Origin of the sequence: Pseudomonas sp. p50(2008) (assembly GCF_015351605.1) — a bacterium.
Lineage (GTDB): Bacteria > Pseudomonadota > Gammaproteobacteria > Pseudomonadales > Pseudomonadaceae > Aquipseudomonas.
On record NZ_JACMYF010000001.1, the window covers coordinates 295,643 to 317,086 of the forward strand.

Annotated in this window: 21 protein-coding genes; 15 read left to right on the forward strand and 6 right to left on the reverse strand. The window is 57.2% G+C overall.

Going from position 1 to position 21,444, the window contains the following annotated elements; genetic code table 11:
* Nucleotides 1-2: 2 nt before the first annotated feature.
* The 6 genes from H7698_RS01315 to H7698_RS01340 are packed head-to-tail and all read left to right on the forward strand — an operon-like array spanning nucleotide 3 to nucleotide 6,505.
* On the forward strand, nucleotides 3-416 hold the full coding sequence (locus tag H7698_RS01315; protein ID WP_020300905.1) for a TIGR03750 family conjugal transfer protein: 414 nt from the start codon (nucleotides 3-5) through the stop codon (nucleotides 414-416).
* Nucleotides 413-1,054: a PFL_4703 family integrating conjugative element protein gene (locus H7698_RS01320; protein ID WP_020300906.1), complete on the forward strand. Its 642-nt coding sequence runs from the start codon at nucleotides 413-415 to the stop codon at nucleotides 1,052-1,054. The genes H7698_RS01315 and H7698_RS01320 overlap by 4 nt, the downstream gene beginning before the upstream one ends.
* A complete protein-coding gene (locus tag H7698_RS01325) occupies nucleotides 1,051-1,863 on the forward strand; it encodes a TIGR03749 family integrating conjugative element protein (RefSeq protein ID WP_150580261.1) in 813 nt (270 codons plus the stop codon). The genes H7698_RS01320 and H7698_RS01325 overlap by 4 nt, the downstream gene beginning before the upstream one ends.
* Nucleotides 1,853-3,373: a TIGR03752 family integrating conjugative element protein gene (locus H7698_RS01330; RefSeq protein WP_194690356.1), complete on the forward strand. Its 1,521-nt coding sequence runs from the start codon at nucleotides 1,853-1,855 to the stop codon at nucleotides 3,371-3,373. The genes H7698_RS01325 and H7698_RS01330 overlap by 11 nt, the downstream gene beginning before the upstream one ends.
* On the forward strand, nucleotides 3,336-3,752 hold the full coding sequence (locus tag H7698_RS01335; RefSeq protein ID WP_150580263.1) for a TIGR03751 family conjugal transfer lipoprotein: 417 nt from the start codon (nucleotides 3,336-3,338) through the stop codon (nucleotides 3,750-3,752). The genes H7698_RS01330 and H7698_RS01335 overlap by 38 nt, the downstream gene beginning before the upstream one ends.
* On the forward strand, nucleotides 3,752-6,505 hold the full coding sequence (locus H7698_RS01340; protein ID WP_150580264.1) for a conjugative transfer ATPase: 2,754 nt from the start codon (nucleotides 3,752-3,754) through the stop codon (nucleotides 6,503-6,505). Before H7698_RS01335 ends, H7698_RS01340 begins: the two co-directional genes overlap by 1 nt.
* Nucleotides 6,506-6,543: 38 nt before the next feature.
* On the opposite strand, the gene H7698_RS01345 is transcribed toward H7698_RS01340, so the two are convergent.
* The 3 genes from H7698_RS01345 to H7698_RS01355 all read right to left on the reverse strand — a co-directional run bounded on the left by H7698_RS01345 (nucleotide 6,544) and on the right by H7698_RS01355 (nucleotide 8,146).
* Nucleotides 6,544-7,278 carry a zeta toxin family protein gene (locus H7698_RS01345; protein ID WP_150580265.1) on the reverse strand — a complete coding sequence of 245 codons (735 nt, stop codon included), beginning with the start codon at nucleotides 7,276-7,278 and terminating at the stop codon, nucleotides 6,544-6,546.
* Entirely contained in the window at nucleotides 7,275-7,523 is a 249-nt protein-coding gene (locus tag H7698_RS01350; RefSeq protein WP_020300912.1) for a hypothetical protein, read from the reverse strand. The genes H7698_RS01345 and H7698_RS01350 overlap by 4 nt, the downstream gene beginning before the upstream one ends.
* A gap of 365 nt (nucleotides 7,524-7,888) precedes the next feature.
* Nucleotides 7,889-8,146 carry a LasR-specific antiactivator QslA gene (locus H7698_RS01355; protein ID WP_096116162.1) on the reverse strand — a complete coding sequence of 86 codons (258 nt, stop codon included), beginning with the start codon at nucleotides 8,144-8,146 and terminating at the stop codon, nucleotides 7,889-7,891.
* Between the two features lie 169 nt (nucleotides 8,147-8,315).
* On the opposite strand from H7698_RS01355, the gene H7698_RS01360 reads away from it, so the two are divergent.
* The 5 genes from H7698_RS01360 to H7698_RS01380 all read left to right on the forward strand — a co-directional run bounded on the left by H7698_RS01360 (nucleotide 8,316) and on the right by H7698_RS01380 (nucleotide 12,890).
* Nucleotides 8,316-8,570: a helix-turn-helix domain-containing protein gene (locus H7698_RS01360; RefSeq protein WP_096116161.1), complete on the forward strand. Its 255-nt coding sequence runs from the start codon at nucleotides 8,316-8,318 to the stop codon at nucleotides 8,568-8,570.
* Between the two features lie 105 nt (nucleotides 8,571-8,675).
* Nucleotides 8,676-9,632 (forward strand): TIGR03756 family integrating conjugative element protein, encoded by a 957-nt coding sequence (locus tag H7698_RS01365; protein ID WP_150580266.1) that lies wholly within the window; start codon nucleotides 8,676-8,678, stop codon nucleotides 9,630-9,632.
* Nucleotides 9,629-11,011 (forward strand): integrating conjugative element protein, encoded by a 1,383-nt coding sequence (locus H7698_RS01370; protein WP_150580267.1) that lies wholly within the window; start codon nucleotides 9,629-9,631, stop codon nucleotides 11,009-11,011. Before H7698_RS01365 ends, H7698_RS01370 begins: the two co-directional genes overlap by 4 nt.
* A gap of 3 nt (nucleotides 11,012-11,014) precedes the next feature.
* Complete coding sequence (locus H7698_RS01375) at nucleotides 11,015-11,323, forward strand: hypothetical protein (RefSeq protein WP_150580268.1); 309 nt, start codon at nucleotides 11,015-11,017, stop codon at nucleotides 11,321-11,323.
* 10 nt (nucleotides 11,324-11,333) lie between these two features.
* Nucleotides 11,334-12,890 carry a conjugal transfer protein TraG N-terminal domain-containing protein gene (locus H7698_RS01380; RefSeq protein WP_150580269.1) on the forward strand — a complete coding sequence of 519 codons (1,557 nt, stop codon included), beginning with the start codon at nucleotides 11,334-11,336 and terminating at the stop codon, nucleotides 12,888-12,890.
* A gap of 8 nt (nucleotides 12,891-12,898) precedes the next feature.
* Here H7698_RS01380 and H7698_RS01385 read toward each other — a convergent pair whose 3' ends face one another.
* Nucleotides 12,899-13,264, reverse strand: coding sequence for a DUF3742 family protein (locus H7698_RS01385; protein WP_150580270.1), 366 nt, complete (start codon nucleotides 13,262-13,264; stop codon nucleotides 12,899-12,901).
* 455 nt (nucleotides 13,265-13,719) lie between these two features.
* Between H7698_RS01385 and H7698_RS01390 the strand changes: the two genes are divergently transcribed.
* Nucleotides 13,720-14,049, forward strand: coding sequence for a hypothetical protein (locus tag H7698_RS01390; protein ID WP_150580271.1), 330 nt, complete (start codon nucleotides 13,720-13,722; stop codon nucleotides 14,047-14,049).
* Nucleotides 14,050-14,179: 130 nt separating this feature from the next.
* Complete coding sequence (locus tag H7698_RS01395) at nucleotides 14,180-15,139, forward strand: ArdC family protein (RefSeq protein ID WP_150580272.1); 960 nt, start codon at nucleotides 14,180-14,182, stop codon at nucleotides 15,137-15,139.
* Between the two features lie 132 nt (nucleotides 15,140-15,271).
* Here the strand turns inward: H7698_RS01395 and H7698_RS01400 are convergent, their stop codons facing one another.
* Complete coding sequence (locus H7698_RS01400; protein WP_007901093.1) at nucleotides 15,272-15,469, reverse strand: DUF7740 domain-containing protein; 198 nt, start codon at nucleotides 15,467-15,469, stop codon at nucleotides 15,272-15,274.
* A 222-nt stretch (nucleotides 15,470-15,691) separates the two neighbouring features.
* Here H7698_RS01400 and mobH point away from each other — a divergent pair, with 222 nt between their 5' ends.
* Nucleotides 15,692-17,416, forward strand: coding sequence for a MobH family relaxase (mobH, locus tag H7698_RS01405; protein ID WP_150580273.1), 1,725 nt, complete (start codon nucleotides 15,692-15,694; stop codon nucleotides 17,414-17,416).
* A gap of 573 nt (nucleotides 17,417-17,989) precedes the next feature.
* Nucleotides 17,990-19,510 (forward strand): hypothetical protein, encoded by a 1,521-nt coding sequence (locus H7698_RS01410; protein WP_150580274.1) that lies wholly within the window; start codon nucleotides 17,990-17,992, stop codon nucleotides 19,508-19,510.
* A 67-nt stretch (nucleotides 19,511-19,577) separates the two neighbouring features.
* On the opposite strand, the gene H7698_RS01415 is transcribed toward H7698_RS01410, so the two are convergent.
* Entirely contained in the window at nucleotides 19,578-21,026 is a 1,449-nt protein-coding gene (locus H7698_RS01415) for a phospholipase effector Tle1 domain-containing protein (protein ID WP_150580275.1), read from the reverse strand.
* Nucleotides 21,027-21,444 lie beyond the last annotated feature (418 nt).

Sequence of the window (21,444 nt, forward strand, 5' to 3'; positions counted from 1 at the left end):
ACATGAACGACACTATCGAACGCCTTGCCGACGGCACCTTGGTCTTTCTGCCGGAGCGACTCAACCGCGATCCTGCCGTACTGCGCGGTTTGACCAATGATGAGATGTGGGTAGCTCTCGGCACTGGCGCCGCCATTGGCCTGCTGCTGGGCGTTCCTCTAGGGATCGTCACCTCGTCTATTGCCGTTGCGCCGACCAGCATGATCGCAAGCATGGCGCTGGTGTTATTTGCCGGTGGTACGCTTTTGCGTCGGGCCAAACGGGCTCGCCCCGAGACCTGGTTGTACCGCAAGCTCGAATGGATACTCGCCAGCCGTTGGCGCCTGGGGCGCGGAAGTTTGATTCTCCACTCCGGCGCCTGGACGATTCGCCGTTCGCGTCGACTGCGCCCTGCCCTGTTCCGGTGGCAACCATGAATCGTTTTCGGAACAAGGTGGATGCCCAACACGCCCACATCTTCAGCCTGCGTCTGGCGGTAGTGATTCTGGCCCTGGTCTGTGCCGGACTTTGGTATGGCTGGCGCTCGGCACCGACCGATCTGACGGTGCATGTCCCCCCGGATCTGCGCTCGGGCAGCACTCGCAAGTGGTGGGATGTCCCCCCAGAGAATGTCTATGCCTTTGCCCTGTACATCTTTGGCCAACTCAACCGCTGGCCTTCGGATGGCGAGCAGGATTATCGCCGCGCCATCTATGGCTTGCAGTCCTACCTGACACCCGCCTGCAAGGCCTTCCTCGACGGTGATTATGAGTACCGCAAGGCCGCCGGCGAGCTGCGCCAGCGGGTGCGTGGCGTCTACGAAATTCTGGGCCGAGGCTACAGCGAAGATCCGGAACTCAGGGTCAAGCAACTCGACCGCGACAGCTGGCTGGTCAAGCTCGATCTCAATGCCGATGAATATTACGCCGCCGAACCGGTGAAACGGGTGGTGGTGCGGTATCCATTGCGCGTGGTGCGTTTTGATCTGGACCCCGAACGCAATAAGTGGGGGCTGGCACTGGATTGTTATCAGGGCACTCCGCAAAAAATCTCCCTGCCTGGAGGTGAGCCATGAAGCGGATTTCTACCCTGGGACTCACCGTTGCACTGATGCTATGGGGAGCTGTAGCGCAGGCCGTCGAGCTGATGCACTGGGAACGCCTCCCCCTCGCGGTCCCGCTGGTGATCAATCAGGAACGAGTGGTCTTTATCGATGAGGCTGTTCGCGTCGGTGTGCCCTCAACCCTGACAGGCAAACTGCGTGTGCAATCAACTGGCGGCACGCTGTACCTGCGCGCGTCAGAAGCCATTGCACCGACACGACTGCAACTGCAATCGGTCACGACGGGCGAGATTATCCTCCTGGATATCGCGGCCACTCCCGGCGATCAACCGCTGGAGCCCGTACGTATTCTCAAGAATGCTCAGGGGCAAGCTACCGAGGCTGAATCTAGCACCGTCCCTGTTCCAGAACACACACCGATCCCGGTCGCTTTGACGCGCTACGCCGCGCAAAGCCTGTACGCGCCGCTGCGCACCGTGGAGTCCCTGCCCGGTGTACGCCGCGTCCCGCTCAAGCTGCGTACCGAACTGCCGACCCTGCTGCCGACCGAAAACGTGTCCAGCACACCCATCGCCGTCTGGCGACTCGGTGATTACTGGGTGACGGCGGTGAAATTGCGCAATCGTGGTTCAGAGACGGTGCAACTCGATCCACGTCGACTTCAGGCCAAGCTGTTCGCCGCGGCCTTCCAGCATGCTTTCCTCGGGCCTGTCGGCAGCGCTGAAGACACCACGATCGCCTACCTGGTCACCCGCGGTGCCGGCCTCGAGCAAGCCGTGCTGCTCCCGCCCGTTGCGCGAGGTGCTGACGATGAAAGCTAACGCCTTGCTCAAATGGCTGGTACCGGCTGCGCTGTTGGGCGTGGTGCTGATCATCCTGAAAACCTGGGTCCCGGGTGGCAGCACACCTTCTCCAGAGCACCCAGTTGATCAGGGCAATATTCAATTATCCGCCGAGCAAGCCAAGTCGCTCGGCATTGCAGGCGATACCCCACGCGACACGGTCGCCACCCTGGTCGGCCAGGTGAAGGCCATGCGCAGCGACATGCTCGGTTTGAAGAAACACAATGACTCATTGCAGACGGAAAACAACCGCCTACGCGAGCGGGAAAACAGTGTCGATTCGCGTATCCAGACCGCGCTTGGCAGTGTGACCCAGCAGGTCGACGAAGGCCGCCGCCAAGCCAACGAGGCCCGACTCAAAGCGGAACAAGACAGTCGTCAGGCTCGCGGCCTGCTCACGCAATTGCAGGATCAGTTGTCGGGGCTGACCGGCAAAGGCAAGGATATGCCAATCGGATTGGGGATCGAGCCTGGCGACGGTGCTCAGTTTGACGGACAGCATCCTGCCAATGATGCGCTGCAGTGGATTGAACCCTCGGATGCTTCGGGCACCGACACCCGAGGCAAAACCAAGACCTCCTCCCCCGCATTGAGTCTGCCTACCGCCTTCAACTCACTGGAAGGCTTGAAAGACAATCCTATTGATCGCAGCCAGAAACAGCTACGTGCAGTCACCAAGGGTGAGCGTGACCTGACGCGATCCGTTGACCGAACCGAAGGGGCGAAGCCGGTCTACACCATCCCCGAAAACGCGACATTGATGGGCTCAGTCGCCATGACCGCGCTGATCGGCCGCGTCCCGGTGGACGGCACTGTGAATGATCCCTATCCCTTCAAAGTGCTGGTTGGCCCTGAGAACCTGACCGCCAACGGCATCGACCTGCCAGACGTCGCGGGTGCCGTGATGAGCGGCACGGCGTCCGGTGATTGGACCCTGTCTTGCGTACGCGGACAGGTCGAGTCAATCACCTTTGTGTTTACCGATGGCACCATCCGCACGGTGCCTCAGCCAAAGGCGGTAGCCAGCCGCAATGCCTCCACCACCCAGAGCTCGAACACTGACAAGATCCGCGGTGGACTCGGTTACTTGTCCGATCCGTATGGCATTCCTTGCATTGCCGGCGAGCGCCGCTCGAACGCCCAACAGTACCTCGGCAGCCAGAGCTTGATCACCGCAGCCGGCGCCGGGGTCGCTGCCCTGCTCGGGGATGAGCGGAACAACAGCAGCGTGATCAGTTCGGGCGGCAGTGCCTTCGGGGTCACCAACAGCACGGGCAACAGCGCGCTGAATTCAATCCTCAGTGGTGGGGTCAGCGACATCCGCGAGTGGGTGAACAAACTGTATGGCGAAGCCTTTGCTGCCGTGTACGTACCACCTGCAGCACAGGTCGCACTGCACCTTGACCATGAGATCACCATCGACTACGAGCCCAAGGGCCGGAGCGTTCGCCATGAAAAAGACCATGCTTCTCTGCCTGACCTGGATTAGCTTGCTCTGCTGGGTCCTGACGGGGTGTTCCACCGATAAGGAAACGCTTTTGCCCCATGGCGAGCAAACCATGCTGGACATCTGGAACGGCGCCGGTTCACAAGGAACTCAGCAGCAACTGTTGGAGGCTCGGCAACAGTTACGCTGCCCGCTGGCTCAGGCAGATTTCTCCTCTTCTCTCCAGGAACCGTACACTCGCACAGCGGCGAATGAGATCCGCAACCTGTTCCCTCGCCTGCCCAATCCCGATCTAGTGCTGTACGTGTATCCGCACCTGAGCGGTACCGAGCAAGCACCGGTCCCGGGTTACTCAACCGTCTTTCCGTTCTACCAACGGGTGCAGTACGCATTACCTGGTGAACGTCAGGAAGACTTGTAGTGCGTACCGGCGATTCGGGCAACCGCACTCACGCGTGGAAAGCTTGGCGCAACCCGTCGCGCCCGCGCGTGACCTTAGCCGATGAAACCGCACTGTATGCGCACAACCCCAGCTTCACCGATCACCTGCCTTGGGTCGAGTACCTCGACACTGAGCAGTGTTTTCTGCTCGATGACAATCGTTCGGTGGGTGCGGTGTTCGAGTTGCTGCCCATCGGCACCGAAGGGCGCGAACCCGATTGGCTGATGGCGGCCCGCGATGCCCTCGAGGATGCCCTGCAGGATAGCTTTGACGAGTTGGATCAAGCGCCTTGGGTGGCGCAGTTTTTCTGCCAGGACGACAACGATTTCACCCCCTATCTGACCCGACTCACCGACTATATCCGGGACAGCGCGCGAGGCACGGTCTTCACCCAAGCATATTTGGAGCTCAGCCGTCGTCATCTGAAGGCCATCACCAAGCCCGGTGGTCTGTTTGAGGATAAGGTGGTTACGCGCCTATCCTGGCGTGGCAATAACCGACGGGTGCGCCTGGTGATCTATCGCTGGCTTGAGTCTGACGCTGAGGAGACGGGACTCACTCCAGTGCAATCCCTGCAACAAGCTTGCGAACGTATCGCGGCTTCGTTGCAGGCGTGCGGGGTGCAATCGACACGAGTCGATGGCCGAGGTCTTTATGCCTGGTTAGTGCCCTGGTTCAATCCTGCGCCCACGCTAACCAATGAAGCGCCCGAGGAGTTCTACCAACGCGTTGCCTATCCGGAGTCTGCCGAGGGCGAGTCGCTGGAACTGCCCTTCGATCATGACTTTGCCGAGCGGCTGTTCTTCAACGAACCGCGTTCGGATGTGCAGCACGGACTCTGGTTTTTTGACGATCAGCCCCACCGGGTCATGGTGGTGGACAAGCTTCGCCGGGCGCCCTTGATTGGTCAACTCACCGGAGAAACTCGCAAGGGCGACGCGGTGAATGCCCTGTTCGACCAGTTACCCGAAGGCACGGTGATGAGTCTGACCTTGGTGGTCAAACCGCAGGATGTACTTGAGGATCAGTTGAACCGCCTTGCCCGCAAAGCCATCGGTGAAAACCTAGCCTCGACCCAGACCCGCCAAGATGTTGAAGAGGCTCGTACGATCATCGGTCGCCAGCACAAGCTGTATCGCGGCACCCTGGCGTTCTACGTGCGCGGTCACGATGAGCAGCAATTGCACCAGCGCTCGGTCAGCCTGGCCAACGCGCTGTTGGGTGCGGGGCTGCAACCGGTACGCGAAGGCGATGAAGTCGCCGCCTGCAACAGTTACCTGCGTTGGTTACCGATGGTTTACAACCCAGCCCGCGACACGCGCAACTGGTACACACGCCTGATGTTCGCCCAGCACCTGGCGAACCTCGTTCCAGTCTGGGGCCGCAGCACCGGCACTGGCCACCCAGGCATCACCCTGTTCAACCGCGGGGGGTCGCCACTGAGCTTCGATCCGTTGTCACGCCTGGACCGGGCCATGAATGGTCATTTGCTGTTATTCGGTCCCACCGGTGCCGGCAAGTCGGCCACCCTGGTCACCCTGCTGATGCAGGTCATGGCCGTGTACCGTCCTCGCTTATTTATCGTCGAGGCCGGCAATTCGTTTGGTTTGCAGGGTGACTACTTCGCGACACAGGGCCTGTCGGTAAACAAGCTCCAATTGAAACCTGGTGCCTCGGTCAGTCTCGCGCCCTTTGTCGATGCTTGGCGCCTGGTCGAGCAGCCGGATCAGGTCGCGAGTCTGTCGATCGATGAGCTGGACGATGAGGCGGTAGCCAGTCACGAAGACCGGCGCGATGTTCTCGGCGAATTGGAGATCACCGCCCGCCTGATGATCACCGGCGGCGAGGCCGAGGAAGAAGCCCGCCTAAGCCGGGCCGATCGCAGCTTGATCCGCGAGTGTATCCTCGATGCAGCACATACCTGTGTCGCAGCGGACCGCCAGGTACTGACCCGCAACGTGCGCGACGCCTTGCTGCGCGTCGCCGCTGACCCGCATTTGCCGGAGAAGCGTCGTGAGCGTGCCCAGGAAATGGGCGAGTCCATCGACTTGTTTTGCCAGGGTTTCGAGGGCGAACTGTTCGATCGCGAGGGCACGCCTTGGCCCGAGAGCGATGTGACCATTGTCGACCTGGCCACTTACGCTCGCGAAGGCTATGAGGCACAGATGTCCATCAGCTACATCAGCCTGATGAACACCGTGAACAACCTTGCCGAGCGCGACCAGTACCTCGGGCGGCCGATCATCATGGTCACCGACGAAGGCCATATCGTCACCAAGAACCCATTATTGGCACCGTTCGTGGTCAAGGGTACGAAGATGTGGCGCAAACTTGGCGCGTGGTTCTGGCTGGCGACGCAAAACCTTGCCGACTTTCCCACTGCTGCGCAGACCATGCTCAACATGATCGAATGGTGGATTTGTTTGAACATGCCGCCGGCGGAAATCGAAGAGATCGCCCGCTTCAAGAAGCTCACACCAGCGCAAAAAAACCTGTTGCTGTCCGCCAGCAAAGAACCAGGCAAATACACCGAAGGGGTCGTACTGTCGAAGAAGCTCGAGACGCTGTTTCGGGCCGTGCCACCCAGCCTCTATCTCGCCCTGGCTATGACGGAGCCCGAGGAAAAAGCCGAGCGCTGGACACTGATGCAGGAGAACAGTTGCTCAGAGTTGGAAGCGGCTTACCGGGTAGCTGAACGGATCGATAGCGCACGAGGAATAGAGCCCATATAAGGGAGGTGTGGCGCTCCCAGCTTTGGCCAATCCGGCAGCTAGCCGTTGGACACCTTTTCAACGTAGGCATCCATGAACCAGTCAGGGACCTCATCAACCCTGAACTCAAGGTCCGTCCCATCCGTAACTTCGGCCAGCAGCACCAGATCGGCACCGGAGTTATCGAAGATGTAGGCCCGGTCCGAAGCAGCAATAGCCACAGGCAGCAGGCTCAGGCAACGGCCGTAGCGCTGTACAATTTTTTCTGTGGGAACTGGGTGCCCACCTGCCGCGACACGGTTCCTGACCCTGTTGATATTGATGTCAGGGTCTTCAGTTGCCACAAAGTACAGGTAGGTTCGGTATCCAGACTCTCTTGCCTTGAGCATAAAAGCGATTTTGTCGTCGCTAGACATCACCGTTTCGAAGGTGAAAGACAGCTGGTCTTCGAGGAGCTTGTTCCGGATGAAGTCAGAGAGCACGGAGGCAAAATAGGAGTTCATCGCGACCGTCTGGAAATTCAGGCCGTTGCTGCTAAAGCCTATGTTGGTCGCCTCCTCATCGAGCCGGGCAGACCTGACCAGCCGATGCTCCCTAATGAAACCGAGGACCTCATCACCCTCAACTTCCAGTTGAAAATCACTGAACTCCAGACGACCGCTGTCTTTGGCAGCCTTCTCGATTTCATCCGGGTTAATGTAGATACCGATCAGGTGGGAAGGGATGGCACTTTTCATCGTGCTCTTGCCGGAGCCGTTGGGTCCAGCAAAGACCCTCAACCGAGGGACAGTCATGAGCAACGGCGCACCTTAATGACGCCACCCAGAGTCACTTTGTGCTTGGGCTTGGCCACCCGAATGACTTTGTGCTTACCGTCAGCAGTCGTTTCAACAAGCATGCCGTTCATGACTTCCATCACACTGCGGCCGGCAGCCAGGGCGTTGATATAGGCGGTATTGATGGCGCCTTCAGCCATGACCGGGATCTTATCCTCCAGTCGGCTCACCAGATCGTCACTCAACACTCGTTTGGCTTTCATATCGCGCTCCACGTTCTCAGAGCGTGCAGAATCTGCACTTAATCAGAATCTTAGCTACGTAAACCTGTTTGTAACAGGGCGAAAGCTACTTCTGTCAGCCTCCATTCTAGAGGAATGGCGTCTGGAACCATACCTTTCAAGAGATTTTCACGTTCGATGCATGACCGGTGGCATTTGAAGCAAGTGCCGCCCTTGGTGCAGCGCCCAAATAAGGGAAGCACAATCCCCCACCGAGTTGTTCAGCCGGTGGAAAAAACGCGCCAGCGAAGCGGCAATCGTTCTTAAACTGCATGGTCTGTGTCGATGCAGCCAGGTTGAGTGCAAACGGGCGATCAAGACGATGCAATCGCCCATAAGCAACAGGGTTACTGTGACACGCTCCGAAGCCGTTGCTGAATTCTCAACAGAAAACCGGCTTCGAAGGCATCTTGGCAGTCACCGACAGGAAAGGTCTTGCGCGTTTGCGCCAGTTCCCACCACAAAGGAATATCGGTCGTTGCCTCAAGCCAAGCCTGGGCACATTGCACACCACGCTCGATCATCGGCGAAAATTCGCTGCCCCAAGGTGTCAGAAGACTTGGGCAATCATCCGCCGCGGGAATTGAAATGTAGTTTTCGTCCATACGCACCCTAGATTTCTGATTTTATTGTTAGACACTGGACCCAGCCTCGAAATCTTAACGACACCAAATGAACGCTCGATAACAGGCATGGGCACCAAATGTCCTAATTCAATGCCAATGTAGACTATATCCCGTGGATTGAGAGTCCCTCAAGGCGCAATTTGCGCGCATGACTCAAGACTACGAACAACTTCGTCTGCAACTGGCGGAGAACATCCGCTGGATGCGGCGCGTAAAGAACCTTACCCAGGAGCAGCTGGCGCTCATGGCCGAGGTGGATCGCACCTACGTCAGCCAAATCGAACGATGCGCGGGCAACCCCTCGCTGTTGGTCCTGTGCAAACTCGCCAATATTTTCGAAATCACCACAGATCAACTACTTGTAGACCCCGATACCCTGCGCAGCTCCCTTCACGTCAAATAATAGTCCCACGCCTCACAAATCCGATAGATCCGCCTTCATAATTCCCACTGACAGTCTTCAGTCCCTAACCGAACCTGCCCAGGCCATACACCGAGAGCCTGGATAATGCCTGTTGCCTGCTCGTCACTTCCGCCCACAAAACTACGGCCCTTGGCGCTAAGCATTCTGCTGGCGTGCGGCCTAAGCATGGCGCTGGACACCGTCAGCATCACCTCCTCCGTGCTTTCGCCAAACTGTCTCGAATACAGGGTCGTCGGTATTTGTTTCTGGCTCCTCTGCACGCCCTTCGGCTGCACAGTCAAAACCTCGACCAAGGTTCGTCATTTCATTCCTGAACTGGTCGTCTCGAGCTACGCCACCACCGGCAATAACCCCTGGACCGAGATGACCACCCTCTCCGCTCCCATCAGCGGTGCAGAAGGTGGCGGCAACCTGATCACGCCGAACGCCCGCCGCGACAACCTGCCTCGATTCAAGAACGTTGATGGCATCGGCCACCCCGGTGGCTGGGTCGCAACGCAACTGGCTTCGCAATCCGGCTATGCCTGCGCCAGCGGTGCAACTGCATTAATGCCTTACTACCTGAGTACCCTGGACTCACTGGCCTGGCGCCATGGCATCCCAGAAAGTTTCTACCCCGAATCGCTCATGCCGGGGATCCGTGAAATTGGTCGTCAGGTCTCGGGAAACATGTGGGGCAACGTTTATCCCCGGCAGGGCTTTCTGGTACAGCCCGACGATTTCAAGGCGGCCGCAGTCATGGCGCAACGCGCCGGCGATGTGATTACCCACAACTGGCAGCCGCATGTGTACTTACCACTCACGCCCGCCAAACGCGACGGCTACTGGCCGCCTGGCCCGATCGTTGAAAACGACGCTTCGACCCACAAATGGCAATTGCTCTACCCCCAGGTGCAGCCCACGTGCGCCATCTTCCCCAGCGATCCGGTACAGAGCGCGGATGGCGGCTACGCCTGGTCGCTGTGGCGTCCCTATAGCTGCTGCAAACGTGAGGGACAGACCTTCCTGTTCAGCATCGACTTCGAAGGAGGTGCTTCATGAGTCGGCTTCTCGCGCGGCCCTGGTTGGGCACGATGAGTCTGTTGCTCTGTGGACTGCTCGCCATTGCCACACATGCCTACGCCGCCGAGGGCGATTACCGTCTGGGTACTCAAGGTGAAGTACTCGACGACCGAGTGATGTACACCATTGGTGGCGGCTCGGCAGTGGGCTCACCGAGCTCGCTCTATCGACCCAGCGGTCTCGGCGTCGGCGGCTCCTGGCGAGCGAACATGATGTGCGGAAACATGAGCCTCACCAACACCCTGCAAAACCAGCTGAACGGCGTCACCGAAGGTTTCCAGCAGATCATGGGCAGCATCGTGCAGAACGCGACCCAAGCGGTGATGTCGCTGCCGGCGTTGATCATCCAGCGCGCCAACCCCGGTCTGTATGAGTTGCTCAGTAACGGGGTGATGCAAGGTCGGATCGACTTCGACCGCTCCAAGCTAACCTGCCAGGCCATGGCCGAAAAGATGGCGGATAAGGTCGGTCAAGCCGGCTGGGGTGCGCTGGCCAAAAACCAGGAGATGCAGGGCAATCTGGAGCAAACCGGAGGTGATGCGGTGGCAGCGGTGAAAAACACCGAGGCCCATAACGGCAACAATGGGGTGTCCTGGGTCGGCGGTTCGAAGGCCGGAGGTAACGGACAGACGCCCATTCGGGTGACCGCCGACGTGGTCCGCGCAGGCTATAACCTGCTGCATAACCGTACGGTGGATGACAGTGCCTCGATCAGTAGCAGTGATTGCCTGGGAGGGGCTATTTGCCAGACATGGGCTTTGCCCCAAGAGGAGTCCGACTGGGCCGTTCGGGTGTTGGGCGAGAGCGAAGTCGCGACCTGCGACAGCTGCGAAACTCTGCGTGCGACCGCTGGCAGCGGACTGACGCCGCTGATCCAGGAGGCCTATAACGAGCGCCTCAAGGCCCTGCAAGGGCTATTGTCTGGCTCTCTGCCGCCTACCCCTGACAACCTGGCGAAAGCCTCCAGCCCGATGCTGCCGGTGACCCGTGGTGTGGTCGAAGCCCTGCGTGACGACCCCGATCAGGACCTGTTGGCGCGGCGCCTGGCCAGTGAGACGGCCTTGTCCAGTGTGCTCGACAAAGCGTTGCTGCTACTGCGCACCCTGCTGGCGGGCAGTCACGAACCGAACATCGCCTCAGCCGAGCCGGCACAGAGCGCCTTGACGAAAAACATCGACACCCTGGAGCGCGAAATACGCCTGCTGCAGACCGAACTGCAGGTCCGGCAGATGCTGGCCACCAACACCGCCAGCCTGGTGCTCGACCGGCATGCCGGTGGTGCCGACGCATCGCGTACCGTCGAGCAAGGCGACCCCGAGCCCGGTCGACTCAATGATGCTGACGCCAGGCGCAAGTGAGCCATGAAACGCTCACCGCTATTCACTTTGCTTTCAAGTCTGGGGATTGCCGCAGTGATGATCCTGACCGCTGCACTGGTCGCATGGATCGGCCGCACTGCGCTAGGTAGTTTCGAGGCCTGGCAGCAGGCATTCGAATCCGTACGACCCTATCTGCGGGGGTGGCGTGCCCTGCTCTACGGCGCCCTCTTTGCGCTCTGGTGGGATCTGCTTCAGCGCTACCGACATCGACCCCAGGATCGACTGCGCGTGAAACGCATCGGGACATTAGGGCTCGTGCTCTTTACCTGCGTCGAACTCACCCGACTGTGAGGTCACCACCATGCTCCTGAGCACCAACAGCTACCTGGAATTTTACCTCTCCCTGCTGGCCTGGATCATTAACAACGGACTCTGGAGCGTCCTGTCCGACACCGGGCTGTTTGCCGCGCCCTTCGGCGCGATCATCCTCCAGGAATGGCTGTCAGCCCGTCAGCAAGGCGCGGATGAGGGAAACAAGGGATTGCTCTCGGTGCCGCGGATCGAGAACCGGTTGTGGCTGGCCTACATCGTCGTATTGTTCGGCTGCGCGCCGGTCTTTCCGTTGAGCCTCTCGTCAATGACGTTCGATGATGCGGCAAGTCAGCGCTGCGGCGTAAGTGTGGCCAAGCCAGCGGAAACCGCCTGGGGGACGACCTTCAATACCATCGGCGAACGCTCCGCCAACGTACCGATCTGGTGGTTTCTAGTGCATGCCTTGAGCAAAGGGGTAACCGCCGCAGCCACCGCCTCCATTCCCTGCGCACCGGATATTCGGCAGATGCGCATGGAGATCGACAGCTCGCGTATCAACAGCCAGGTACTGCTGCAGGAAGTCGCCGACTTCACCCGCGACTGTTATGGCTATTCCCGTTCTCGGTTGTTTACCAATCGCCCGCAACTGGACAAGGCACAAAGTCACGACGCGTCCTGGATCGGCTCAAGCTATCTTCTCGACACGCCCGGCTACTACGACACGGATCGTTCACGCACACCGCGAATCAGTTGGCCGTATGACGAAAGCCGCGATGTTTCCTTGCCGCGGCTGGAGAATGGCGCGGGCTACCCCACTTGCAAGCAGTGGTGGAGCGACAGCGGTGTTGGCTTGCTCGAGCGGTTGATCCAGCAGGTTGATCCCTCTCTGCTGACTCAGCTGAAAGGTTGGCTGACTGGCCGCTCGAGCAACGAGATCGAGGATGCCACCCTGCGCGAACTGGTCAGTCCGCGCCAGCAATCGATGTCCATGTCGCCCGGACAGGTGTACCAGGACTATGGTTCCAGCGCTCGTGGCGGCTCGATCAATCAGGGGCTTAATAACCTGGCCACCAATACCGGCTTGGCCCTCGGCTCCTTCAGCAACTTCCCGGCGATGAATGCGCTACGCGCCGCCCTGCCGATGGTGCAGGCTTTCCTGATCATGGGCATCATCATCAGCTTGCCGCTGATCTTGCTGGTCAGTACCTATCAGTTGAAGACCGTCATGACCGTGACGTTCGCGCTGTTCACCTTACACATGCTGACCTTCTGGTGGGAACTAGCGCGTTGGGTCGACTCCAGCATGCTCGATACCCTGTACAACCAGGTTTCGGCTTCCAATCAGGTGCTGTTGTCGCTGCCCACATCCGGGTTTATGGATGGGACTGTCACCGCGCAGGTGATCGAGTACGTGATGGGGGCGATGTTCATCGTGCTGCCGATGGTTTTTCTAGCCACCATGAGTTGGGCCGGATATAGCGTAGGTTCAGGCGTAGAAGGAATGCTCAGCAGGGGAACCCACGCAGCACAGACAGCGAGCTCTAACGGAACCTCTCAGTTGATGAGCGGTGCAAGAATTGTTTCGGGTAAATCGAGCTCAAAATAACCAAGAGGCTACTTCAGAGAACCCCATTTATCGTACCGCTCAGGCCAAGACGTTCTATGCACTGGATCATCGATATCGTCAATACCTGGAGTGTCTGAATCTTGAATTGGGATAGCTGCTAATACGACGATTGTGCACATCAGCACAAACAACCAGAAGCTAACAAAAATAAATGCTCCGAGCAGAGCCAACTTGGCAGCCAGAAAACTCCCGCGAACAAGAATTTTATCTGCGGGCATACCTACCGTCTCCGCACGCTCAACCACGCGGGATTCAAACGTTTTCAACCTGCGGTAACCACGCTTCACCGACATACCACAGACGTACGCCCAGCGGTGGACACGTGAACTCTGAACAGGTTGCTGAATCGGCATGGTCTCGCCCTCTTCTGAGCGTTTTCATGGTTGAGACAAGAGCAATAGCGTACTACTGAAATCGGCCCGTGCCTGACCGTTTATCAGTTTGCCCCAGCCGAAAAATCTTCACTGGAAGACAGAAGACAAGCTCCGTGAAACAGCGTCTCTACAGTCATTGACCCATACAAATCGTCCAGTTAAATACAAGGTACGGATCGCTGTTATCGACAGCACTTTCCCAGGTAGTCAGAACCTTCAAGGCTACGTCACTTCGATGATGGCTCTCCCCAAGTGCGATTAGCGTTCGGTAGCTCGCACGGTGACCGTTTCTACGGTGATGAACGCCTACTGCTCTCCTGAGCGCCTTTCGAGCTCTGCTCGTCAGGAAAACCTTCTTGATTTTCTTCAACCCACTGCGGGGAAATTTTTCCCGCACGGGACAGGTTTCTTCGCGTTTTCAACGGAGACATACCATGCCCGACTCACTTACACCGGAAACACTGAACACCCTTCGGTTGCCCATCGTGTTCACACCTGGCGCGTGGCAACGCGCAGTACAGCTCGAGCGTTCCGATCACGCTGGGAAGCTGCAGATCGATCGGTTGAGCCACGTATTGCGCGCAGCCTTCGAAGCCCACCTGGCCTATCCACAAAAGCCCTATGTGCTGTTCGAGGTAGTCCACATTGAACCAACCGATCACTTCGACCACGACCCGTTGCTGCAATTGAGTCTCAGCCTACTCCAAGAACCGGGTCAGCCTGGCGCCTTACTGATAGCGCTTACAGGAGAACACCAGCGCTAAGCGCAATTGGCGGCGCCCACCTCCACATTCGGACGGCATGCAGGCCTGCATCAATCCAGCCCATCACCCACCGGGGAACTCTCCCCCGGCGGGCAAGGCGTTCCTCCATTTTTCTCTCGAGGAAATTGCCATGCGCGATATCTACCAAGACGTAACTGACAAGATCGTTACCGCGTTAGACCAAGGCGTTGCTCCCTGGATCAAACCCTGGTCCTCAAGTGGCTCCGCTTACATCGGCCATCAACCCTACCCCATCAATGCCATCACGCGACGTCCGTATTCGGGCATCAATTTACCGCTGCTCTGGGCCGAGGCCAGGTTGCAGGGGTTCACTCAAGATCGTTGGCTGACCTTCAACCAAGCTAAAAAGGCCGGTGGGCACATCCGTAAGGGTGAGCACAGCACTCTGGCTGTGCTCTACAAGCCGATGGAGCGCGAGGAACAGACCGAGTCAGGCCAACCCGTACTCGATGAAAACGGTCAGCCCAAGGTTGCTCACTTCGGCATTCTCAGGACGCATTTTCTGTTCAACATCGAGCAAACGGAGGGGCTCGAGATGTTCAATCAAACCCTGCTCGAAACGGAACCGACCGATCCATTCCAGGCCAATAGCGTTGCGGAAAATCTGCTGTTAAGTTCAGGTGCACACATCGTTCATCGGCCTGCCGACGAAGCCTTTTACCACCCGATCAGGGATCTCATCCAACTGCCGACAAAAGCACAATTTCACGATGAAGGCGGGTACTACGCCACCGCACTGCACGAGCTGACGCACTGGACCGGGCATCACGCTCGGTTGCAACGTGAGGGGGTGACGTCAGCCTATCCGTTCGGCTCGCCAGGCTACGCGCTTGAGGAGTTGATCGCCGAGATGGGCGCTGCGTTTTTATGTGCTTACGCCGACATTCAGGGAGAGCTGAGGCACGAGGGCTATATCGATTCCTGGCTCGGCCTGCTCAAGGCTGACAAACGCGCGATCTTTCGCGCCAGTGGTCACGCCCGAAGCGCCTCGGAGTATGTACTCAACCTGGAGCAGAAACTGAAGCAGATGGTAATGGATGACTCACGATGCATGAACGATGGAGTTTGATTGTTACCTCACCGCTGCAATCGCATCACAGGGCCCAACGCGAGTTGGGCCCTTTTTTCTGCGCCCAGAAAAATCCCCATGCCGCGGGGCTCTGATGCAAAGAATCAGAGATGGGCACACACCCGCAGACTGTCATTCCGCATCCAGGTTCTGCGCCAGAAAATCCACCAGTTCAAGCGGACTCCGGCTGTCGATCACCTTGTAGATCAGATCGCGTTTACTGCGCGGCAACTTCTTGACCACGCTCTTCGCCGAGGCCCTGACGGCTTCGTCGGTCCCATGGATACGTGCCGCGAGCAGCAGCACGAGCGTGGCGTCAGTGAGGTTCATGGCAAGACCCAAAAAATAGGCACCGCAGTGTACCGACTCTTGTCTTTTCCATACCAGCCCTCAACAAACTGACGTGTAGCAGTATCGATAATCCGATTGCCGCACAAAGGGACACGAGCCAAAAGGACGGGTAACGGTTGGAAAGGAATGGGGAGTCAAGGGTAAGAGCCCTATCCGAAAAGGCTAAAAGGCTACTGACCCAGCCACTTCCCGGAGGTCACGATGCTCAATCTGTTTCGCCACAAAAGGCAGAAGCCCACTCCACCACCGACCGTGAGCGTCGCCGAAGGTTACCTGCCCGTCGAGTCGGCCCTCAGTTTGTTAGCGGCGGAGCACCGCCGTCAGTTGCTCGATCGGATTTGGCAGTACACCGCCCTCTCCCAAGCGCAATTCACCCAGCTCTATTTAAACCCGATCCATCGCTACGCCGAACAGGTCCAGCAACTTCCAGCCAGCGAGACACACCACCATGCGTATCTCGGCGGCATGCTCGACCATGGCCTAGAGCTGGTCGCTTGCAGTTTGAAACTGCGTCAGTCGTATCTGCTACCCACCGGCGCCGCGCCCGAAGACCAATCTGCCCAGACTGACGCCTGGTCGGCAGGTATTGCCTATGGCGCCCTGTTGCATGACATCGGCAAGATCGCCGTGGACCTGCTGATCGAACGCCAGGATGGCCGTGTTTGGCATCCTTGGCAGGGCTTCCTGGATCAGCCCTACCGTTTTCGTTACATCAAGGGGCGTGACTACCACCTGCACGGCGCCGCCGCAGGCTTGCTCTACACCCAAATTCTCGACCGCCCAATCCTCGATTGGCTCAGTGGATTTCCGCCACTGTGGGCCAGTCTGCTGTATGTCCTGGCGGGCCAGTACGAACGTGCCGGCGTGCTCGGTGAGTTGGTGATGCAGGCCGACCGTGTTTCCACCGCACAGAACATCGGTGGTAACCCGAGCAAGGCGCTGCAAGCGCCGATTCATTCGCTGCAACATCACTTGATCAGCGGACTACGTCATCTGGTTCAGCACGAGTTGAAACTCAACCAGCCGGGTGCCGCGGGATGGCTGACCCAGGACGCACTCTGGCTGGTCAGCAAGACGGTCACGGACAAGCTGCGAGCCTATCTACTGTCGCAAGCGATTGAGGGCATTCCCTCCTCCAACCTTGCTGTGTTCGACGAACTGCAATCGCATGGGCTGGCCGAGTCGACTCCAGAAGGCAAAGCCATCTGGACCGCTCTTGTCGCTCAGGGGGACTGGCAGCAGACCTTTACGTTTTTGCGCATTCAACCGGCATTGATCTGGGGGAACGAAGACCGCCCAAAAGCTTTCAGCGGAACGGTGAGCATTGCAGTCGATGACCACCCGACTGACGCTCCGGCACCTGCACTAGCCCCCAAGGCAGGCGGAACAGGATCGCATCAAAACCAATCGCTGGAAGATCCTATGGCGATGGAGGATGCCGACTACCTCGGAACATTGCTGGATATGTTCGGAATGGGTGAAACCGAGGTGCGTGATACGCCGTCACAAAAAGCTCTCGAAATATCAAATTCCACTTCGGACAACCCTGGCCAGGCATTCCTGAATTGGGTCAAGGCAGGCATCCAGAGCCACAAGCTGATCATCAACGACAGCAAGGCTAAAATCCACACAGTGAGCGGCACTGTGCTATTGGTCACACCAGGTCTCTTCCAACGCTACGCGCAGGAGTTTCCTGGTATCTCACAGGATTCCGATCAAGAGATTGAAGAATGGCGTTGGGTGCAGAAGCAGTTCGAAAAAATGAAGGTCCACAGGAAACGGGAAGATGGCTTGAACATCTGGATCTGTCAGGTCCAAGGTCCTCGGAAGAAAGCAAGACTCAAAGGTTATTTGCTAGAAAGGCCGGAACTGTTGTTCGAAACGATGCCTGCCGACAATCCTTTTCTCTTGCTTGAACCAGAATGAACATGCACATATCGCAAGGTCTAGCGTCTCTAGATACAGAAGAATATCAAGCCCACACTCCTGCTGGTGAAAACAGAGATGCTCAGTTTTTGATCAATTCATTGCATCCTGTATACGTCGTAGTAAATAGACAGTTACCCACAGAAATATCCACGCGGTTTGTGGGTAACTTTTAATCTGATGCGATGGGTTTTTGAGCCCTACACACCACCGTAAGCGTACCGGGAACACACCTTCCGAACTCCAACATTTCGGGGTCAGATCATATTTAAGCGGACGCGATAACCCTTAACGTCAGGATTTCCATGCGCCAACGAAGCGCTTATCCCATGCCGCAAATTAGCGCTGACATTTCCAATGAGAACTTCGCGATACTTGGTGGACATTACCAACATGGTGACAAAAATTCAGAAACGCTCCTCATGGCCGCTCTGTAACCCAAGCCACACTGGCTACGGTTGGAGCAATCGAAAAACATCTATACCGAGCCCGTAAATCGGGCTTATAAATAGCGCAGTGTGACATCCCCGCTTTTCTTGCAGTCCCCGACACCGTATTCCTAGGAGTCCCAGAATGGCCACAGCCGACAAGGTAGAGCTGATTCTCGCCAAGGATGGCCCCCAGCTCAGCACAGACGTTACGAAAAAGCTCATGAGCGTTCATGGGATGTACAGCGACGCCGCCAGACAAACAATCAGGCGCTCCTTTTCAACGGTACGCAGGCTGAAAGGCATCGTCTTTCCTCACCGTGCCCGCTTCCTGTATCTCGACATGCACTACGGCATGTTGATGTTCTCCAACAGGCTTCTGGAAGCTCTGAAAGCATCCAACCACCACTGCTACTCCGGGCTCCTGGCCCTTACAGAGAGAGATGGCGTCTTACCATTGGGGCATTTCAAGACCGCATGCGGCGCTCCGAAGATGCAGAAGAAACAGGTTAATGCTGACCGCCTCCTGGAAAACCTTCTGGCCTCGAATCTTGCCAAGTTGGTTGATATCGATGGGATAGGGGAATGCGTTGCCCTTGGAACACTTCGCGAAGAAGACATCGATGTCCCTGGCCTCAAAGCCCGGCTGGTGACAGAGACCCTCGCGCTGAGCGCTGTGAAGGAATGGGCGCGCAGGCTAGGCGTTGGGGGCTACAACCAGGTAACCATCAGAGGAAATGATGTAGATCCTCCCAGCGCTGGCCCGAACTACTGGGATCTGACAGCCCCTTGCTATCTATACCCTCTCCTCGGCAAGTCCTCGGAGCAGAACAAGATCAAGCCAGGCTCATTTGTTTGCGACATCTACCTTGGTGGCAAGGTCTCTGAGGCTTGCATCGAGACGTTCATGAAGAAATGCCTGAACGTCCGAGGCTTCCCGAAGGTGTCCCCCATGCTGCAGATGTTTGTGGCGGACTCCTACTCAAGCGAAGCTATGAAGCGTATCAAGGGCAACGGTGCGATCGCCGCCACCATTGATACCCTCCTGGGTACGGAGGTTGCCCAGGCGCTGAAGCAACTGACCCAAACGTTAACTTCAACGGCGCAATCAGCGCGCGATCCAGACAAACTCGACAAGCTCTTCCAGACCCTTCTCAAAATCGAAGGCTCTGCGAGTACTCTCAGAGGTTGCCTGTTTGAATACGTAGGCGCCGAAATCGCACGGGAGTTCTACAAGCCCATCGACATCATTCTCAACCACAAGGTAGTAAGCCAGACCACAGGCGCAAGGGCTGAGATAGATGTGCTGGTCAAGGTAGATAGGAAAAGCCTGGTGTTCATTGAGTGCAAAGGGCACCGGCCAAACGGTGCCGTCGACGAAGCTGAAGTCGAAAAGTGGCTGAATAAACGGCTGCCCGTGCTCCGCGACTTTGTCAAAGCACACACTGATTACAAGGATTGCAAGCTGTCATTCGAATTGTGGACAAACGCATCACTGACCGATGCATCGAAAGATCTGATCACTTCCAAACAGGTGCTCACAGACAAATATGAACTAGGGTATCGGGAAGGCTTGGAACTGCTTTCGATCACTGAGCAGAGCGGGAACAAATCTTTGATCAATACGTACCGGCAACACTTTCGAAACCATCCACTTAACGTCTAGATCTGGGGCAGAACAGATCCTGATAAACGTAGGGCCACTGTTAGTGCCTGTCCACTCAGGCAGCCGCTCAGTCCTCGTCCGGCATGCAGCCATTGACGATCCAGCGCGGCTCCCCCTTGATCAGATTCAGTTCAAGCTCGGAACGCCCCGATGTTTCACGCACCCGCTGCAAAATTCGCTCGGGCACGGTGTACACCTGATCGTTATTCGCGCCTCTAAGCACCACTTTCAATCGCTCACCCACCGGCACGACTACAGCATTAAAGCCGATGTCACTGATTCGTGGATATAGAACTGGATGAGGGCCACCCAGACTGATGAAGCGATAGTTTTCCAGCCATTGAAAACGTAAGAGATTTCCATTATCCAACGGGAAATTCCCAATGCCGTCATAGCGCCGCAACGTCAGATTCATCGCATCGTCGAGATTCATCTGACTAGGCCTCACGGTTTTCTCACGGTATTTGAAACAACCATAAGGCGATGGCACTCTCAGCAGAAGATCAATCGTACCCCGTGAGTCATGGAGCCCTTCATCCAGCACGCGACAGCCTGGCTGCTCACTGTTTTCAGGCAAGGCGCAATTGTAGTTTTTCAAGTTTGGCCTCAATCCCATCCTTGCCATCGTCATTCGGGCATACTGCGTGACCGCCATGCCGGCACCTTTTTTGTACGAGTCGCCCAAGTCCGAGTGCGCTCCCGGTACTTCAATCGTCACAATCCGCTGCGGAAAGTAAAACAGTTTCGCCAGAGGATTACTTTCGTAGCCCTCATCGGCATCGACCACCAGCCCGAAAAACTTGCGAGTTTCGTTCTGAGCCACAAAGTGGTACGCGAACTCCAGATTCGCTGGTAACGCCAGATCCAGATAGTTCGCCATCCCGGTCGCTACCGTATCGAACAACAACGCGTAGGACCGCACTGTCAGCGCTTCACCCCACACGTTAACCAACGGCTTACTGGCCAACAGATTAAGGAAATATCGAGACGTCGCCGCCCCCCGACTGAAGCCGATGACAACGACACGAATCTCCCTGACCCCGGAATCCAGATTCGCAATTTTGGACTGTACGTCGGCCACGGCGCGACGGGCCGACAACCAGGTACTCCAGCCAATCGCCGAATCAAAGGGGCATGCCACCCAGGAAGGACAACCCGGACCCCGATAGTAAATCGCCGACAAAGCATCCACAGGGATAGATGCCTTTTCACTCCCCTTGCGAATTTCATCGACAACATCCTGATAAAGCCTGCCAACCACCGTGGCGTTTTCCGAGTCAGGAGTATTGAAGAGGTCGTTGTTGGTGCCATCAAACGCCACGACCAGGGTATATACACCCGACTCGCCATCGTTGACCCTCGGCAATATGAAAGAGGACATTCCCCCCAAGTCATGAAGCCTGGTTTTCTGCTCTTCGGAAATCGGCACTTCACGACTGCCGGAAAATAGACTGGAGCAACCTGATAACACCAGACAAAACAGAAGAACCGCGTAATTTCTTGGCAGCTTACTCACTCAAACGTTTCCCGCTAGCGGACATCGATCACCTGCGCCGAAGTCTTGATAGCTCTATATCGGCAGTACCAGTCGCTCCTTGATTGATTGCCAGCCTCGAGATGCCGCCCTGATATGGAGCGATGTCACGCCTGTGCCCAACCAAAGACCCAATCGGGGAGTCGTTCCGGGATACATGACTCAGTTGCAGGATGCTTGTGACCGCGAACAATTCACCCGCTACGACCATCGCGAGGCATGCTGTGTCCATTGAGCCAGGCTAACTGGAACCCTGAGCCATTGATCAACGCCGCCTCAGTCTCAGGAACGTTTGTTGTTGCTAATAGCCGACATCTCAGGACTGCCAAAAACGAAAGGAGTAACTGTGGAACTGGGCGCAGAACTGGTCGCGGTAGGGATGGCAGTTACCTGCTACCCC

What these genes read in the sequence shown, in the direction of transcription:
- H7698_RS01365 (WP_150580266.1), top strand. Translation starts at nt 8,676, where the DNA reads ATGCCTGTTGCCTGCTCGTCACTTCCGCCCACAAAACTACGGCCCTTG.
- H7698_RS01395 (WP_150580272.1), top strand. Translation starts at nt 14,180, where the DNA reads ATGCGCGATATCTACCAAGACGTAACTGACAAGATCGTTACCGCGTTA.
- H7698_RS01350 (WP_020300912.1), bottom strand. Translation starts at nt 7,523, where the DNA reads ATGAAAGCCAAACGAGTGTTGAGTGACGATCTGGTGAGCCGACTGGAG.
- H7698_RS01355 (WP_096116162.1), bottom strand. Translation starts at nt 8,146, where the DNA reads ATGGACGAAAACTACATTTCAATTCCCGCGGCGGATGATTGCCCAAGT.
- mobH (WP_150580273.1), top strand. Translation starts at nt 15,692, where the DNA reads ATGCTCAATCTGTTTCGCCACAAAAGGCAGAAGCCCACTCCACCACCG.
- H7698_RS01325 (WP_150580261.1), top strand. Translation starts at nt 1,051, where the DNA reads ATGAAGCGGATTTCTACCCTGGGACTCACCGTTGCACTGATGCTATGG.
- H7698_RS01385 (WP_150580270.1), bottom strand. Translation starts at nt 13,264, where the DNA reads ATGCCGATTCAGCAACCTGTTCAGAGTTCACGTGTCCACCGCTGGGCG.
- H7698_RS01400 (WP_007901093.1), bottom strand. Translation starts at nt 15,469, where the DNA reads ATGAACCTCACTGACGCCACGCTCGTGCTGCTGCTCGCGGCACGTATC.
- H7698_RS01315 (WP_020300905.1), top strand. Translation starts at nt 3, where the DNA reads ATGAACGACACTATCGAACGCCTTGCCGACGGCACCTTGGTCTTTCTG.
- H7698_RS01335 (WP_150580263.1), top strand. Translation starts at nt 3,336, where the DNA reads ATGAAAAAGACCATGCTTCTCTGCCTGACCTGGATTAGCTTGCTCTGC.
- H7698_RS01320 (WP_020300906.1), top strand. Translation starts at nt 413, where the DNA reads ATGAATCGTTTTCGGAACAAGGTGGATGCCCAACACGCCCACATCTTC.
- H7698_RS01380 (WP_150580269.1), top strand. Translation starts at nt 11,334, where the DNA reads ATGCTCCTGAGCACCAACAGCTACCTGGAATTTTACCTCTCCCTGCTG.
- H7698_RS01345 (WP_150580265.1), bottom strand. Translation starts at nt 7,278, where the DNA reads ATGACTGTCCCTCGGTTGAGGGTCTTTGCTGGACCCAACGGCTCCGGC.
- H7698_RS01390 (WP_150580271.1), top strand. Translation starts at nt 13,720, where the DNA reads ATGCCCGACTCACTTACACCGGAAACACTGAACACCCTTCGGTTGCCC.
- H7698_RS01370 (WP_150580267.1), top strand. Translation starts at nt 9,629, where the DNA reads ATGAGTCGGCTTCTCGCGCGGCCCTGGTTGGGCACGATGAGTCTGTTG.
- H7698_RS01375 (WP_150580268.1), top strand. Translation starts at nt 11,015, where the DNA reads ATGAAACGCTCACCGCTATTCACTTTGCTTTCAAGTCTGGGGATTGCC.
- H7698_RS01330 (WP_194690356.1), top strand. Translation starts at nt 1,853, where the DNA reads ATGAAAGCTAACGCCTTGCTCAAATGGCTGGTACCGGCTGCGCTGTTG.
- H7698_RS01360 (WP_096116161.1), top strand. Translation starts at nt 8,316, where the DNA reads ATGACTCAAGACTACGAACAACTTCGTCTGCAACTGGCGGAGAACATC.
- H7698_RS01410 (WP_150580274.1), top strand. Translation starts at nt 17,990, where the DNA reads ATGGCCACAGCCGACAAGGTAGAGCTGATTCTCGCCAAGGATGGCCCC.